This window comes from Thiohalocapsa sp. ML1, assembly GCF_001469165.1.
Lineage (GTDB): Bacteria > Pseudomonadota > Gammaproteobacteria > Chromatiales > Chromatiaceae > Thiohalocapsa.
The window spans coordinates 54,617-69,193 of sequence record NZ_JABX01000011.1 but is presented as its reverse complement, the minus strand read 5'-3'; the positions used below and the strand labels follow the sequence as shown (position 1 = coordinate 69,193).

Below are 14,577 nucleotides of genomic sequence, written 5' to 3'. Positions count from 1 at the left end.
CTCAGCCACGCCGCCACGTGGTCCCACCGGGGCCGTCCTCCAGCACGATGCCCGCGGCCGTCAGCTCGTCGCGGAGGCGGTCCGCCTCCGCAAAGTTCCGGTCCTTGCGCGCGGCATTGCGCCGGGCGATCAGCGCGTCGATGTCGGCATCCGCCAGGCCGCCCGCGGCGCTGCCGGCGCCGGCCTTGAGATAGGCCTCGGCGTCCTGGCCGAGGAGCCCCAGCGCGGCGCCGAGGGCACGCAGCTCCGCGCCGAGTGCGGCGGCGGCCACGGCATCCTGGCCGCGCAGGCGGTTGATCTCGCGCGCGAGGTCGAACAGCACGGCGAGCGCCTCCGGGGTGTTGAAGTCGTCGTCCATCGCCGCATCGAAGCGCTCGCGATAGCCCTCGCCGCCGGCGGGCTCGGCATCCGCCGGCAGCTCGCGCAATGCCGTGTAGAGCCGGGTCAGCGCGGCGCGGGCGGCGTCGAGCTGGCTGTCGTCGTAGTTGAGCGGGCTGCGGTAGTGGCTGCCCAGGATGAAATACCGCACCTCCTCGGGCTGGTAGCGCGCCAGGATCTCGCGCACGGTGAAGAAGTTGCCGAGGGATTTCGACATCTTCTCGTCGTTCACGCGCACAAAGCCGTTGTGCATCCAGACGTTGACGAACGGCTCGCCGGTGGCGCCCTCGCTCTGCGCGATCTCGTTCTCGTGGTGCGGAAACATCAGGTCCGCGCCGCCGCCGTGGATGTCGAAGTGGTTGCCGAGGCAGCCGGTGGACATGGCCGAGCACTCGATGTGCCAGCCGGGGCGGCCAGCGCCCCAGGGCGAGGCCCAGGCCGGCTCGCCGGGCTTCGCGGCCTTCCACAGCGCAAAGTCCAGCGGGTCCCGCTTCGCCTCGCCCACCTCGACGCGGGCGCCGGCGCGCAGGTCCTGCGGGTCCTTGCCCGAGAGCTTGCCGTAGCCCGGAAAGCTCGCCACCGCGTAGTAGACGTCGCCGTTGCCGGCGACGTAGGCATGGTCTTGATCCAGCAAGCGGGTGATCATGGCCAGGATCTCGGCCATGTGCAGGGTGGCGCGGGGCTCGGCATCCGGGCGCAGCACGCCTAGGCGGTCCGCGTCCTCGTGCATGGCGCCGATGAAGCGCTCCGTCAGCGCCTCAATGGCCTCGCCGTTCTCGGCGGCGCGGCGGATGATCTTGTCGTCGATGTCCGTGATGTTGCGAACGTAGGTGACATCGAGCCCCAGACGCTTGAGGTGCCGGTAGACGATGTCGAACACCACGAGCACCCGCGCGTGGCCGAGATGGCAGAAGTCGTACACCGTCATGCCGCACACGTACATGCGCACGCGTCCGGGCTCCAACGGGCGGAGCGGTTCTTTACGGCGGGTCAGGGTGTTGTAGATGTGGAGCATGGCACTTGGGCTGGGCGCGGAAGACGGAACAGTCGGCGATGTTAGCAAAGCGCATACCAGCGAAAAACGACGGAGGTCGGTCAGGGGTTTTGCCCTGGCGGCGAAAACCCTTAGCATGCTCGCCTGTATCGTCGCGGATGCCGCGCCAAGGGTGGCCCGGTATCGAACACCTTTTGGCAACGTCAGCACGCCTGCGGCGCGCCGCCAAGAATTTCGCATCCAATCACCCGCATCCAATCACCGCATCCAATCAGGAGCCCCGCATGATCAAGCTGACCACCAACCACGGCGACATCCACATCGCCCTCGACCACGACAAGGCGCCCGTTTCCGCGGCCAACTTCGAGCAGTACGTGCGTGACGGCCACTACGACGGCACGCTGTTCCACCGCGTCATCGACGGCTTCATGATCCAAGGCGGCGGCATGAGCACGGATTTCGTGCAGAAGCCGACCCGCGCGCCCATCGAGAACGAGGCCAAGAACGGCCTCAAGAACGTCACCGGCAGCGTCGCCATGGCGCGCACCAACGACCCGCACTCGGCCTCCTCGCAGTTCTTCATCAATGTCTCCGACAATGGCTTCCTGGACTATCCAGGCCAGGACGGCTGGGGCTACTGCGTGTTCGGCAAGGTCGTGGACGGCATGGACGTGGTGAACGCCATCAAGGGGGTCAAGACCGGTTCCCGGCACGGCCACCAGGACGTGCCGATGCAGGATGTCGTGCTCGAGAAGGCCGAGGTCGTCGAAGGCTGAGGCCGTCGCGATCCGGCGGTCAGGTCCGGGCGGTGTCGACATCGGCCCCACTGCCCGGTCCCCTGGCCGGCCCCCCATCAGCTCAGCGTCGCGGCGGCACGCGCGACGCTGAGACCCTGTTCATCTCCGATCTGCATCTCAGTGCCGAGGCGCCGGCGCTCACGGCGCTGTTCCTCGGCTTCCTCGAACGACGCGCGGCAGGCGCCCGGGCGCTCTACATCCTAGGCGACCTGTTCGACGCCTGGATCGGCGACGACGACAGCAGCCACGGCGACATCGAGGCGGCGCTGGCCAAGCTGACCGGCACCGGCACGCGCTGCCTGCTGATGCACGGCAACCGCGACTTCCTGCTTGGCCGACGCTTCGCGCGCCGCACCGGCTGCACGCTGCTGCGCGACCCCACCCGCATCGCGCTCTTGGGCGAGCCGACACTGCTGATGCACGGCGACCTGCTCTGCACCGACGACGTCGCCTACCAGCGCTTCCGCCGCAAGGTGCGCAATCCGCTGCTGCAATGGCTGTTTCTGCGCCGTCCGCTGGCCCGCCGACGGCAGGCCGCCGCGGACTACCGGCGCAAGAGCGCCGCGGCCATGGCGGACAAGCCGGCGGAGATCATGGACGTGAATGCCGACGCCGTGCTGGAGCGGCTGCTCCGCCACCGGGTGCGCCGGCTGATCCACGGCCACACGCACCGGCCGGCGGACCACTGCATCGACATGGACGGGCATACGGCCCACCGGCACGTGCTCGCGGACTGGCGCCCGGAGCGCGGCGAGGTGCTGGTGGCGGCAGACGGACGGCTCACGCGCGAGCCCGTCCTGCCCTAGGGAGCCGGCTCCTTCATTGTCAGTGCCTTGTAACGGCACTGACAATGGCTGGGCAGGATGCCCAGCCGGAAACGCCGAATACTTCGGCGTTTCCCCAATGCAACACTGCCGAAGTCACGCGACTGTGGGCGTCGCGTCGTCCCCCAGCGGCGCGGGATGTGACCGAAGACGAGTGAAGCGCACCTGCGCAGGGCAACTCCGGCCGCCGGGGCATGACTCCGGCGACTTATCCGCAGAGCGCCTCCAGACGGGCCAGCTCGGCCTCGTCGAAGCCCGCCTCCAGGCGTGCCGGCCGGTTCAGCGGGCAGCGCATCCGCCCGCCGAGGTGCTCCGCCAAGAGCCGGAAGAAGGTCTCTTGGGGCGGCAGCCCGCGTTGCTCGCAGAGCCAGCGAAACCACCGGCTGCCGATGGCCACATGCCGCACCTCCTCGCGCAGGATGATGACGAGGCAGTCCGCCGTGGCCCCGTCGCCGACGCTGCGCAGGCGCTTGATCATGCCCGGTGTGACGTCGAGCCCGCGTGCTTCGAGCACACGCGGCACCAGCGCCATGCGCGCGAGCACGTCGTACGCCGTGTCCCGGGCCATGTGCCAGAGCCCGTCGTGGGCCGGAAAGTCGCCGTAGTCGCAGCCGAGCTCTCGGAGCCGTTGGCGCAGCAGCGTGAAGTGCCGGGCCTCATCATCGGCGACGCTAGCCCAGTCGCGAGCGAACTCGGCGGGCATGTCCGGAAAGCGCTGCACGGCATCCCAGGCCAGGTTGATGGCGTTGAATTCGATATGCGCGACAGCGTGGATCAGTGCGGCGCGCCCGTCGGGCCGGTCGAGCCCGCGCTGGTGCAACTCCCGCGGCGCCACGAGCACCGGCTGCTGCGGTCGTCCGGGCAGCGCGACCGGCTGGTGCCCGCCCGCAGGCCCGCGCACGAGCTCGCCGGACAGCACGCGCGCCGCCGTGGCCCGGGTGCTGGCCACCTTCGCATCGGGATCGGGCTCCGCGAGGCAGCCTGCCGCCGCGGTGAGCAAGGCACAGGCGGTCATCGGCCGGCGCCCCGCAGCGTCGTCGGCGGGCCGACATGGGCGAGACACGGCAGCAGTGGTCGTCGCGGGACGGCACCGTGCATCTCGATATCACGCACGCCCCATCGCGCCGCGCGAGCCGATGCGCTAACCTTCATCGGTAATCCACAGAGAACTGAAATCAAGAGGGCCGAGGGAGCATGCCCAACAACATCGGAGGACAGCCATGAAGCTTTGCCCACAGTGTGCATCATCGCCGCTGCCGTTCATCATGATCGCGGTCATCGCCGGCGTCATCGGCTTTCTGACTTACCTCACCCTCGGCCTGTCCGATCTCGGGCTCGGGCCGCGCGCCGCCATCGCCGCCGCCGGCACCGCCGCCGTCGCGGTGACGCTATGGCATTACGTGGTCAGTTGCATGCGGCGGCACTGCCGGCACCAGGGGCACCCGCACAATAGAGTGGCGACATCGGAGTCTTAGGGCGGCGGCCGAGGGCCAAGGGCCAAGGGCCGAGGAGTGCGCCCTAGGCCCTAGCGAGCTTCGCCTCAGACCAACGAGTCGTGCTCATCGCTATCGAAATCGCTATCGAAATCGAAATCGAACCGAGTGGCGACCGATCCCGATACCGACAAGGAATCTAGGGCCAAGGGCCAAGGGCCGAGGGCCGAGGCGGGCTCCCTCGGCCCTCGGCCCTAAATTCGGCTCCGCCGATCAGGCGCTGGTGACCCGATCCCGCAGATAAACAGGCACCGCGTCGGCGGGGTCCACGGTCTGACCCGCGGCGTAGGCATCGGCCGCGAGCACGGCGACGTCCTGTGCCTCGCAGGGGCGCTCGATGTCGCTGGCCAGCGGCGCGCTGTGCAGCGCGGCGAGCAGATCGGCCCCATGCGCTCCCCAACCGCTGCCTGCCGCATACCAGGGCCCGGGCCCGGGCACCGGAATGTCGGCGGGCAGACAGACGACATCCTCGACCATGGGCCGCATCAAGCCGCCGGCATCGGCGGCATAGGCCCCGAAGTAGACCTCGCCCATGCGGGCATCGAGGGCACAGAGCACCTGCTCCGCCCCGGCGGTGCGCCGGCAGCCCTGCGCCAGGGCGGCCAGGGTGGAGACGCCGACCACGGGCTTCTGCGCCGCGAACGCGGCGCCCTGGACAACGGCTGCGGCAATGCGCAGGCCGGTGAAGGAGCCGGGGCCGCGAGCGAAGGCAATGGCATCAAGGTCCGCGGGCCGCAGGCCGGCCGCGGCAAGCAGCTCCTGCAGCATGCCGAGCAGCAGGTCGCCGTGGCGACGCGCGGCAGCTTCGAGGCGCTGCGTCAGCTCCCCGTCTTGCAAGAGCGCAGCCGAGCAATGACCCGCCGAGGTGTCGAGGGCGAGGATTCGCATCATCATGCCCCGGTCAGATCTGCCGCTGCGCCGCGCCCGCTTCCAGGGCGGCCTCTGCGCCCCCGCCCGCCGCCGCGGAAACCCGGCCGCTGCGGCGCATCTGTGCAATGAAGCTGACGCAGCCCTCCGCCGGGCGCAGCACCCAACCACGGAAGGAGATCGTGAGCTTGCCCCGGACCAACTGCGGTGGTGCGTCCTGGGTGACCTGAACCGCGATCACGTCCTGCCGTCCCATGGCCTTTTCCGGCTCGACGAGGCTGCTGTCGGCGGCCCAGCGCTTGAGCAGGTGAAAATACGCGTCTGTCTGGGCCCGCCGCTGGGTCAGCCCGTCCACGAGCCCGAGCAGCAGGAGCCGCTTGTACTCGACGGCGGCGTCGAATTCATCGTCGAAAACGGCCACGGTGAAGGCCGAGTCCAGCGGCACCGAGCCGCGCACGACGAGGTAAACGAAGAGGTCGTGCAGGTCCTGCCACGTGTGGACAGGCCAGGGACGCTCCCAGTCCACGGCATAGCGCATTTGCCGGACGAAGAATCGGAACACCTGCTGCAACAACCACACACGCCGGCCGTCGTCCTCCACCAAACGGCTGCCTTGGGCACGATCGTAGTCGTACAGCGTCTGGCGCAGGTTGCCGATCATCATGTGGATCAGGCGCTGCTCCAATGTCATGCCCTCGGCGGCGCGCAGCGCCGTGCGCGAGCCCGGCGTCGGCTTCGGCAGGCTCGCCGCGGCCTTCAGCACCGGCCGCTTGAGGGCCTGCATCAGCTCGACGCGCTCCTCGGCGTCCATGCGCGCCTCGCGCAGCCGGCTCAGCTCCAGCAGCAGCATGGGCAGGGCCTGCTTCAAGGGTAGGCCGCCCAGATGCTCCAGGCGCTCGGCAACGGCATCCGCGGACATCGGCGCGCTGTCGATCCGCGGTGCCGACACCGCCCGCGACTGCGGATCTATGGAAAATTCTTGCTGCATCGGCAATCTCTAGCTGCCCGGCGCTGCTTCGCGCCGTTGCGGCGCCGCCGGATGTCATACGGCGGGCGCGCATCGGGGTCCCCGGACCGGGTCTTGGCACGACCCACGGGACCGAAGCACATTGCCGGAACGCAAATACGTCGCGTCCGGCCCATTTCCCAGCAGCGTGCGGTTCTTTCCTTAGGAGGCCAGCGGACTTGACTGCCCGCGGCGCAGCGGGCGTCGTAGGCAGCGAGCCGACGGCGCCCAACGCGCGGTGCCGTCCGATGACCCGTGACCCCGGCCAGGCGGATGCGACCCAGGTGGCGCATCCCAACCGCTTTGTTCTTTTCCGCCGTCAACTATAGTTTAAAACATCATTCCTAGGTGCTGACTGGCGCACAACCAATCCGAGACAGATTGCTCGACAACGCCTCCGGCGCATTGAAGAATGTCACAACGTCGGCGAAATCCCGACTTTGCGCCATCGGCGGCAAGCTCTCGAGGAACACCCGCCCGTAGCCGCGCTGCAAGAGCCGTGGATCGCAGAGTACCAGCACGCCGCGGTCGGCGGCATCTCGGATCAAGCGTCCGGCGCCCTGCTTCAGCGTAATCACGGCCTTGGGCAATTGCAGGTCCCGAAACGGATTGCCGCCGCGCCGACGCAGCGCCTCGATGCGCCCCTGCAGCAGCGGATCGCCGGGCGGCGCGAAGGGCAGCCGGTCGATGATGACACAGGACAGCGCCTCACCACGCACGTCCACGCCTTCCCAGAAGCTCGAGGTGCCGAGCAGCACGGCGTCACCGAGCCGGCGGAAGCGCTCGACAAGCTCCCCGCGTGGCGCCTGCCCCTGCACCAGCAGCGGATAGCCGAGGCGCCCCGCAAAATGGGCCGCTGCACGGCGCAGCGCGCGATGGCTGGTGAAGAGGCAGAAGGCGCGACCGCGACTTGCCGCAATCACATTGAGCGTCGCGTCGGCCACGCGGGCGTCGTAGTCGGCGGCGGCGGGGTCCGGCATGTCTGGCGGCAGAAACAGCAGCGATTGGCGCCGATAGTCGAACGGGCTGTCCCAACAGGCGGTCGCGGCGTCGGCGGCGCCGACCTGGGCCGCGAAGTGCGCGAAGGAGCCGCCGACGGCCAATGTCGCCGAGGTATACACCCAGGCCGCGTGCTGGCGCCCGCGGTAGCTGTGAAAGACATCGGCCACGTCGAGCGGTGTCTGGTGCAGCCGAAAGCCCTGGCCGTGGAGCTCGAACCAGCGCACCTGCGCAGCGTCGCCCCCTTCCACGATGCCCCGCAGCCGCAGCAGCAGCAGGGCCGCGCGGGCCTTGCATTGATCCAAATCCTTCGAGCGGCCAGCGAGCGGTTCCAGCACGGCGTCCGCCGTGCCGAGCAGCTCGTCGAGCTCCGTGAGCCCGTCGGCGACGTCCGCCATGCCGCCGACCTCCTGCCAGGCACCGCGGCGCTCCGGGGCGCCGAAACCAAGCCGAATGCGCGGCACCGCGGCGGCCAGGGCGTCGCCGAGCGTGCGCAGTTGCGGCATGTCGGCGGCCTCGCCCCGGTAGGCGGCGAGCAGCTCCCGCGCCAAGTCCAGCACCTGCCGGCTGCTGAACGACTGGCCGAAGAACTGGCTCGCGATATCCGCGAGCTGGTGGGCCTCGTCGACGATGACCGCGTCGGCGCTCGGCAGCACCTCGCCGAAGCCCTCCTCGCGCAGGACCATGTCCGCGCAGAGCAGATGATGGTTGATGACGACGAGGTCCGCCTCCTGCGCCCGCCGCCGCGCATCGACCAGATGACAGCGCTGCCATTGTGCGCAGTCTTGGCCCAGGCAGTTATCCGTGGTGGAGGTCACCACCGGCCAGATGGCAGCGTCTTCCGGCAGCGCCATCTCGGCGATGTCGCCGAGGCGGGTCGCCGCGGCCCAGTCGCGCACGGCGCCCAGGTCCCGGCGCACCTCGGGGCGCAGTGCCGTCGGCTCGGCGACGGCGCGCTCCAGGCGGTGGCGGCAAAGATAGTTGGCGCGCCCCTTCAGCAGCGCCACCTGCACCGGCACGCCGAGGGCGCGCCGCACGGTCGGGAGATCGCGATGGAAGAGCTGGTCCTGCAGATTGCGGGTGCCGGTGGCGACGATGACCTTGCGCCCGGAGAGCAGCGCCGGCACCAGATAGGCAAAGGTCTTGCCGGTGCCGGTACCGGCCTCGCAGACCAGGGTCTCGCCGTCGGCGAGCGCGGCGGCGACCCGCTCGGCCATCGCCTGCTGCTGGGGCCGCGGCGTGAAGCCGTCCACGGCCTGCGCCAACAGGCCGCCGGGCCCGAAGACCTGGTCGAGCCGGTCCGCCGCCACGTCCGGCATCGACGGCAACCCCCGGCGAAGACCGTCAGCCGCCGGTGGCCTTGCGCTCCGCCTCGACGGCGCCCGCAACATCGCCGCTCTGGCGGCGAATGGTGGCGATGATGTCCCAGTTGTTCTGCTTCAGCTTGGCGTTGTCCGCGGCCAGCGCGTTGGAACGCTCGGCAAAGTTCCGCGCCTGGGTGCCCTGCCCCTGCTCGAGCCGCACCCGGGCGAGGCGGTTGTACAGGTAGGCCTGCTGCGAGTCGATGCGCAGCGCCCGCTCCAGCGTCGCGGCGGCGCCGCCGTAGTCGCCGGACTGGCGCTGCTGCTCGGCGCGGGCGGCCAGCGCCTCCACGGCGGGCGGCATGCCGCTCGGCGCAAGCTCCGGTGTAGGCGCCGCGCGTGCGACCGTCTCCGGTGCCGGTGGCGCTGCCGGCGTCGGCGCCGGCGCGGGCTGAGTCGCCGGCGGGGGGCTCGCCGGCGTCGGCGGTGCGGCGGGCGCAGGGGCCGGTGGCGCAGCCTCGGCGACCCGCGGTGCGGGTGCGGCCGCGGGTTGCGGCGCCGGCGCAGGCGTCACCGGCGCCGGGCTCGGCTTGGGCGGGTCCACCGTCGAGACACGCGGTGCCGGCGGCGCGGGCGCCGGCTTGGGCTGGGCGGCGGGCGCCACGCTCGGCGCGGGCTGGGCCGCAGACGCCGCGCGCGGCGCGGTGGCCGGTGGCGGCTCGGGCGGCTTGGGAGCGGGGTCCGGCACCTTTTCCGGCGGCGTGTAGGCGTACACCTTGGTCGGCTGCGGGCCTGCCGGCTTTGCCGGCTGCTTGGGCGGCGCCGGCTTGGGCTCCGGAACCGACTCCACCACCGCCGGGGCGGCGGCCGGGCGCTGGCTGGATTCGATCACGGGCGCCGGCGGCTCGGTGCGCTCCGGCACCGCGCAGCCGGCAAGCGTGCAGAGGGTCAGTGCCAGTGGGAGGGCCAAGGCTGCTCTGGTCATGACTCAGTTCCCGTAAAAATCGCTGAGAAAGGGGCTCGGCTCGCGCTTCGGCCGCTCGGGCTTGCGTTCTGCCTGTGCGCGCGGCGGCGCACGCTCGGTCCGTGTCTGCTCCTGCGCCACCACCGGCGCCGCCGGGGCTTGGGACTTGCGGCTCGGCTCGCCCTGCCGCGCAACCGCGGAGCGCGTCCTGCCGCCGCAGGCGCCGCCGCTGCCGGCGATGTAAGGCAACGCCTGCCCGCAGGCACCGGAAGCGACGATGCCGTCCGGCGCAAGATCCCGCAGCGGTTCGGTATCGACGCTCGCGACGATGTCGCCCCAGACCCGGAGCGCGCCGGTGGAGCCGCTCAGACCCATGGGCTTGTTGTCGTCACGGCCGACCCAGGCGACGACGACCTTGTCGCCGCTGAAGCCCGCGAACCAGCTATCGCGCATGTCGTTGGTGGTACCGGTCTTGCCGGCGACCGCGAGCCGCGCCGGCAGGCGCTTGTTCAGCCAGGTGGCGGTGCCCTGGGTCACGACGCGGCGCATGGCCCACTGCGTGAGATACGCGGCCTCCGCCGAGACCACGGACTCCACCGCCAGCGGGTAGCGGTTCAATGGCCGCCCGGAGGCGTCGAGGACCTCGCGGATCGCGCGCAGGGGCGCGCGGAAGCCACCGGCCGCGATGGTCTGGTAGGCCTGCGCGACCTCCACCGGCGGCAGCGATACCGAGCCTAGCAGCATCGCCGGCACCGTATCGATGTCGCGCACCGCACCCAGCTCCTTGAGGAAGGCGGCGACCTCATCGATGCCGAGCTCCAGGCCCAGGTTCACCGTCGCCAGGTTGTAGGATTTCACGAGTGCACGGTACAGCGGGACGTTGCCGTGCACGCTGTGGTCGTAGTTCTTCGGCTGCCAGAGCTTGCCGGCGACGCGCAGGTTGACGGGCACGTCGCGCACCGGCGTCGCCAGCGACCAGCGCTCCGGCTGCGACAGGGCCTTGAGATAGATCACCGGCTTGATCAGCGAGCCGATGGGGCGCACGGCGTCCAGCGCACGATTGAAGCCGGCGTAGCTCGGGTCGCGCCCGCCGACCAGCGCCAGTACCTCGCCCTGGGCCACGGATGTGACCACCGCGGCGGTCTCGAGCGTGCCCACGGACAGGCGCCGGGAGCGGTCGAGCTGCGGCAGCCGCTCGCGCACGGCCGCCTCCACCTGCTCCTGCGTCAGCGGGTCCAGCGTCGTGAAGATGCGCAGCCCCTCGGAGCGCAGGTCCTCGTCGCGATAATCCCGCCGCAGTTGGCGGCGCACCAGGTCGATGAAGGCCGGGTAGTCGCCGCGCGGCTTCGCTCCACCCTCCACCAGGCCGATGGGCTCCTGCTTGGCGGTCTCGGCCTCGGCCGAACTGATGACCTGGTGCCGGGCCATGAGGTCAATGACCAGGTTGCGCCGCGCGAGCACCTGCTCGGGCTTGCGGCGCGGATTGAGCTCGGACGGTCCCTTGAGGATGCCCACCAGCATGGCCGTCTGGGCGATGTCGAGCTCGTCCAGCTCGCGATCGAAATAGAACTGGCTCGCGAGCCCGAAGCCATGGATGGCGCGATTACCGTCCTGCCCCAGGTAGACCTCGTTGGCGTAGGCGGTCAGGATATCGTCCTTGTCGTAGCGCAGGTCGAGCAGCACGGCCATGTAGGCCTCGTTCAGCTTGCGCTCCAGCGTGCGCTCCTCGGTCAGGTAAAAGTTCTTGACCAACTGCTGGGTCAGCGTGCTCGCGCCCTGCACGGTGCGCCCGGCGCGCATGTTCTCGACAGCGGCGCGCAGGATGCCACGCGGGTCCACGCCATGATGCTGGTAGAACTTGCGGTCCTCGACGGCGAGGAGCGTCTTGACCAGCCGCGGCGGCAGTTGCTCGCGCCGCAGCAGCACGCGGTCCTCGTTGTGGGTGGGGTAGATGCTCGCGATGAGCGCCGGGTCGAGCCGCACCAGCGCGAGCGGCGTCGCATCGCCGCCGTCGGCGACCTCGTTGACGACGCCGCCGGTGAAATCGACGCTGATATAGCGCTCCGGCTCGTAGCCGTCCCAGTAGCGGAACGCGCGCGTGCGGATGGCCGCGCGCTCGCCATCGATGTAATAGCTGCCGGCGCGGGCGAGCCGCGCGTCCTTGCGGTAGCCGAGACGCGCAAGCTCGCCCGCCAGGCCTGCCACCGACAGCGTGCGGCCGGTGTAGATCTCCAGCGGGCGGGCATAGACGCGTGCGGGCAGCGCCCAGCGCTTGCCCTCGAACTTGGCGCGCACGACCTTGTCCAGATGCACGCCGTAGAGCCCGAGCGCGAGGCCGCCGCCGAGGGCCAGCAGCACCATCGCGCGCACCGCGAGGCCCATGAGGCTGATGCCCTCTCGGCGCCGGCGCGGCCGACGGCGGGTGTTGGGGGTACGGAGCGTCTGTCTGGCCATGGGCGGGATTCGTCTGCGGCGGCGCGAGCCGACTTCGGGTGAAGGCAGGCCACCGGGTACCGGCTCAGTCTGGCCCGAGCCGCGTTGCACGTCAGTGGCTTAAATGCCTATTTGCATTTGAATTCTAACACGCTCCGGACGCATGACAGCCCCCCGCCGGTCAATGCTTGATGCCCACGCCGCGCGCGAGCAGCCTGAGGCTCACCAACGTGAAGACGCCGATGAAGGCCAGAATGATGACGAAGGCCATGCCGAGCGGGATGTCCGATGTGCCGAGGAGCCCGTAGCGGAACGCATTCACCATGTACAGCACGGGGTTCAGCAGCGACAGCGTCTGCCAAAAGCCCGGCAGGAGATCGATGGAGTAGAACACGCCGCCGAGATAGGTGAGCGGTGCGAGCACAAAGGTGGGCACGATGGAGATATCGTCGAAGCTGTTTGCATACACCGCGTTGATGAAGCCGCCGAGCGCAAACAGCACCGCCGTCAGCACGAATACCAGCAGCGTGATGCCGAGGCTGTGCGGCGCCAGGTCCGTAAACAGCATGGCCACGAGCATCACCACCACGCCGACAGTAACGCCGCGGATGGCCCCGCCCGCCACATAGCCCGCCAGGATCACCCACGGCGGCGCCGGCGACACCAGCAGCTCCTCGACATAGCGGGAGAACTTGCTGGAGTAGAACGACGAGACCACGTTGCTATAGGCGTTGGTGATGACCGCCATCAGCACCAGCCCCGGCACGATGAAGTCCATGTACGCGAAGCCGTCCATGGTGCCGATGCGCTCGCCGATGAGGCGGCCGAACACCACGAAGTAGAGCGTCGTCGTGATGGCCGACGGCAGAATGGTCTGCACCCAGATGCGCGAGAAGCGCAGCACCTCTTTGTTGAGCAGCGTCGCGAAGGTGATCCAGTAGCGGTGCCACCGCGCGAGCGCCAGGCCCGCCCGGGCGCTCATGCGGCCTGTGCTGCGGCCGCTCTGGTGCCGCGTCCGCGCTGGACCATTTCCAAAAAGAGCTGCTCCAGCCGGTTCTGCTTGTTGCGCATGCTGCCCACCTCGATGCCGTGGCGCGCGAGCGCCGCGAACAGCTCCGTCAGCGACTGGCTGCGATGCAGCGCCGCCTCCAGTGTCGTCGCATCGCACTGCGTCAGCGCGAAGCCGGGCAGGCTCGGCAGGCACTTAAGCGGCTGCTTGAGGTTCAAGACGAAGATCTCCGTGTCGAGCTTGGCGAGCAGCGCGCCGGTCTCGGCGACCGCCTCGATGCGGCCGCGGTCGATGACCGCGATATGCCGGCAGAGGCTCTCGGCCTCCTCCAAGTAGTGCGTCGTCAGGATGATGGTCGTGCCCTCGGCGTTGAGCTGCCGAAGGTAGTCCCACATCGTCCGGCGGATCTCGATGTCCACGCCCGCGGTGGGCTCGTCCAGAATCAGCAGCCGCGGGCGGTGCACCAGCGCGCGGGCGATCATGAGCCGGCGCTTCATGCCGCCGGACAGGAGCCGCATCTCCGAGCGGCGGCGATCCCAGAGATCGAGCTTCCGCAGCAGCATCTCTGCGCGCACCTTCGCCTCTCGGCGCGGGATGCCGAAGTAGCCAGCCTGGTTGATAACCACCTCCGCCACCGGCAGGAACAGATTGAAGTTAAATTCCTGCGGCACGACGCCGAGCGCCGCCTTCACGGCCTCCGGCTCCCGCTCCAGATCGCGACCGAACACCCGCACCGAGCCGGACGTCTTGTTCACCAGCGACGTGATAATGCCGATGAGCGTCGATTTGCCGGCGCCGTTCGGGCCGAGCAGCGCGAAGAAGTCGCCCTCCGGCACGCTCAGATCGACGCCCTTCAGCGCCTCGAAGCCGGTGCTGTAGACCTTGCGAAGTTGTTCGACGGCGAGCGCATGCATGGGGTGGTGAAGGTGCGGGTCAGGGCCGCTTCGACCAACGCCGGCGGCAGGGCGCCCGTATGCTGGACGCTGCCCCGGTGCATTGCAAGGGCGCGGGCGAGGTCGGATCGGGGCCGGATCGGGGCCGGCAGCGCGGGGCGCCCGCCGCCGGCGACAAGCGCTTGGCGCGCCGAGCTGCGGCCGCTCAGCGCCGGCCCGGCAGCGCCCGCCGCAGCCCGTCGGCAAGGCCCTGGTCTTTCGACGCGGTGAGATAGGTGGCCACGAGACCGCCGTAAAACAGCGCCGAGCCCAATAGCAGTCCGGACAACCCCCACAGCCACACGAGTGCTGCCGCGGACATGCCGAGCCCCGTGCAATAGCCGCCGATGGACCCAAGCGAGACCGGGCCACGCAGGCGTAGCGCCACCAGCGTTGCGGCAGCGGCAAAGATCAGCGCCTTGATGCCGACCATCGCATGCAGCAGGTTCACGAGCGCGGGCTCCCGGCCGACCGGCGCCGCGAGCGCAAGCACGGCAGCCACACCGACGCCCGCCCCGAGCACGACGGCCGCGGCGAGCATGGCCGCCGCCATGGGTCCTTGCAGTAGCTCGGATGCAGG

At 69.9% G+C, this 14,577-nt stretch carries 13 protein-coding genes; 3 read left to right on the top strand and 10 right to left on the bottom strand.

Translation table 11 applies throughout. The features are described from left to right. Position 1: 1 nt before the first annotated feature. Positions 2 to 1,393 (bottom strand): cysteine--tRNA ligase, encoded by a 1,392-nt coding sequence (gene cysS / locus ML01_RS09075; RefSeq protein ID WP_058555083.1) that lies wholly within the window; start codon positions 1,391 to 1,393, stop codon positions 2 to 4. Between the two features lie 263 nt (positions 1,394 to 1,656). On the opposite strand from cysS, the gene ML01_RS09070 reads away from it, so the two are divergent. Beyond that, positions 1,657 to 2,148 carry a peptidylprolyl isomerase gene (locus tag ML01_RS09070; protein ID WP_058555082.1) on the top strand — a complete coding sequence of 164 codons (492 nt, stop codon included), beginning with the start codon at positions 1,657 to 1,659 and terminating at the stop codon, positions 2,146 to 2,148. A 62-nt stretch (positions 2,149 to 2,210) separates the two neighbouring features. Next, a complete protein-coding gene (locus tag ML01_RS09065) occupies positions 2,211 to 2,975 on the top strand; it encodes a UDP-2,3-diacylglucosamine diphosphatase (protein WP_058555157.1) in 765 nt (254 codons plus the stop codon). 226 nt (positions 2,976 to 3,201) lie between these two features. On the opposite strand, the gene ML01_RS09060 is transcribed toward ML01_RS09065, so the two are convergent. Then, positions 3,202 to 4,008: a ferritin-like domain-containing protein gene (locus tag ML01_RS09060; protein ID WP_058555081.1), complete on the bottom strand. Its 807-nt coding sequence runs from the start codon at positions 4,006 to 4,008 to the stop codon at positions 3,202 to 3,204. Positions 4,009 to 4,213: 205 nt separating this feature from the next. Here ML01_RS09060 and ML01_RS09055 point away from each other — a divergent pair, with 205 nt between their 5' ends. Further along, positions 4,214 to 4,468 carry a hypothetical protein gene (locus ML01_RS09055; protein WP_058555080.1) on the top strand — a complete coding sequence of 85 codons (255 nt, stop codon included), beginning with the start codon at positions 4,214 to 4,216 and terminating at the stop codon, positions 4,466 to 4,468. Positions 4,469 to 4,699: 231 nt separating this feature from the next. Here the strand turns inward: ML01_RS09055 and tsaB are convergent, their stop codons facing one another. The 8 genes from tsaB to ML01_RS09015 form a co-directional block, all read right to left on the bottom strand. Next, on the bottom strand, positions 4,700 to 5,374 hold the full coding sequence (tsaB, locus tag ML01_RS09050; RefSeq protein WP_058555156.1) for a tRNA (adenosine(37)-N6)-threonylcarbamoyltransferase complex dimerization subunit type 1 TsaB: 675 nt from the start codon (positions 5,372 to 5,374) through the stop codon (positions 4,700 to 4,702). 13 nt (positions 5,375 to 5,387) lie between these two features. Continuing rightward, the gene (locus tag ML01_RS09045) at positions 5,388 to 6,341 is read right to left on the bottom strand and encodes a hypothetical protein (RefSeq protein ID WP_058555079.1); all 954 of its coding nucleotides are present in this window, start codon (positions 6,339 to 6,341) and stop codon (positions 5,388 to 5,390) included. 362 nt (positions 6,342 to 6,703) lie between these two features. Beyond that, the gene (locus ML01_RS09040; RefSeq protein WP_058555078.1) at positions 6,704 to 8,677 is read right to left on the bottom strand and encodes an ATP-dependent DNA helicase; all 1,974 of its coding nucleotides are present in this window, start codon (positions 8,675 to 8,677) and stop codon (positions 6,704 to 6,706) included. Between the two features lie 25 nt (positions 8,678 to 8,702). Continuing rightward, on the bottom strand, positions 8,703 to 9,644 hold the full coding sequence (locus tag ML01_RS09035) for a tetratricopeptide repeat protein (RefSeq protein WP_082674092.1): 942 nt from the start codon (positions 9,642 to 9,644) through the stop codon (positions 8,703 to 8,705). A gap of 3 nt (positions 9,645 to 9,647) precedes the next feature. Continuing rightward, positions 9,648 to 12,077: a penicillin-binding protein 1B gene (gene mrcB, locus ML01_RS09030; RefSeq protein WP_058555076.1), complete on the bottom strand. Its 2,430-nt coding sequence runs from the start codon at positions 12,075 to 12,077 to the stop codon at positions 9,648 to 9,650. A gap of 160 nt (positions 12,078 to 12,237) precedes the next feature. Beyond that, positions 12,238 to 13,038, bottom strand: coding sequence for an ABC transporter permease (locus ML01_RS09025; protein WP_058555075.1), 801 nt, complete (start codon positions 13,036 to 13,038; stop codon positions 12,238 to 12,240). Further along, complete coding sequence (locus tag ML01_RS09020; RefSeq protein ID WP_058555074.1) at positions 13,035 to 13,979, bottom strand: ABC transporter ATP-binding protein; 945 nt, start codon at positions 13,977 to 13,979, stop codon at positions 13,035 to 13,037. The genes ML01_RS09025 and ML01_RS09020 overlap by 4 nt, the downstream gene beginning before the upstream one ends. Before the next feature lie 184 nt (positions 13,980 to 14,163). Further along, positions 14,164 to 14,550: a hypothetical protein gene (locus ML01_RS09015; protein ID WP_058555073.1), complete on the bottom strand. Its 387-nt coding sequence runs from the start codon at positions 14,548 to 14,550 to the stop codon at positions 14,164 to 14,166. Positions 14,551 to 14,577 lie beyond the last annotated feature (27 nt).

Bases quoted from the DNA above. Each gene is read 5' to 3' on its own strand.
- ML01_RS09035 (WP_082674092.1), bottom strand. From the start codon at position 9,644: ATGACCAGAGCAGCCTTGGCCCTCCCACTGGCACTGACCCTCTGCACG.
- mrcB (WP_058555076.1), bottom strand. From the start codon at position 12,077: ATGGCCAGACAGACGCTCCGTACCCCCAACACCCGCCGTCGGCCGCGC.
- ML01_RS09040 (WP_058555078.1), bottom strand. From the start codon at position 8,677: ATGCCGGACGTGGCGGCGGACCGGCTCGACCAGGTCTTCGGGCCCGGC.
- ML01_RS09025 (WP_058555075.1), bottom strand. From the start codon at position 13,038: ATGAGCGCCCGGGCGGGCCTGGCGCTCGCGCGGTGGCACCGCTACTGG.
- tsaB (WP_058555156.1), bottom strand. From the start codon at position 5,374: ATGCGAATCCTCGCCCTCGACACCTCGGCGGGTCATTGCTCGGCTGCG.
- ML01_RS09070 (WP_058555082.1), top strand. From the start codon at position 1,657: ATGATCAAGCTGACCACCAACCACGGCGACATCCACATCGCCCTCGAC.
- ML01_RS09060 (WP_058555081.1), bottom strand. From the start codon at position 4,008: ATGACCGCCTGTGCCTTGCTCACCGCGGCGGCAGGCTGCCTCGCGGAG.
- ML01_RS09045 (WP_058555079.1), bottom strand. From the start codon at position 6,341: ATGCAGCAAGAATTTTCCATAGATCCGCAGTCGCGGGCGGTGTCGGCA.
- cysS (WP_058555083.1), bottom strand. From the start codon at position 1,393: ATGCTCCACATCTACAACACCCTGACCCGCCGTAAAGAACCGCTCCGC.
- ML01_RS09020 (WP_058555074.1), bottom strand. From the start codon at position 13,979: ATGCATGCGCTCGCCGTCGAACAACTTCGCAAGGTCTACAGCACCGGC.
- ML01_RS09055 (WP_058555080.1), top strand. From the start codon at position 4,214: ATGAAGCTTTGCCCACAGTGTGCATCATCGCCGCTGCCGTTCATCATG.
- ML01_RS09015 (WP_058555073.1), bottom strand. From the start codon at position 14,550: ATGGCGGCGGCCATGCTCGCCGCGGCCGTCGTGCTCGGGGCGGGCGTC.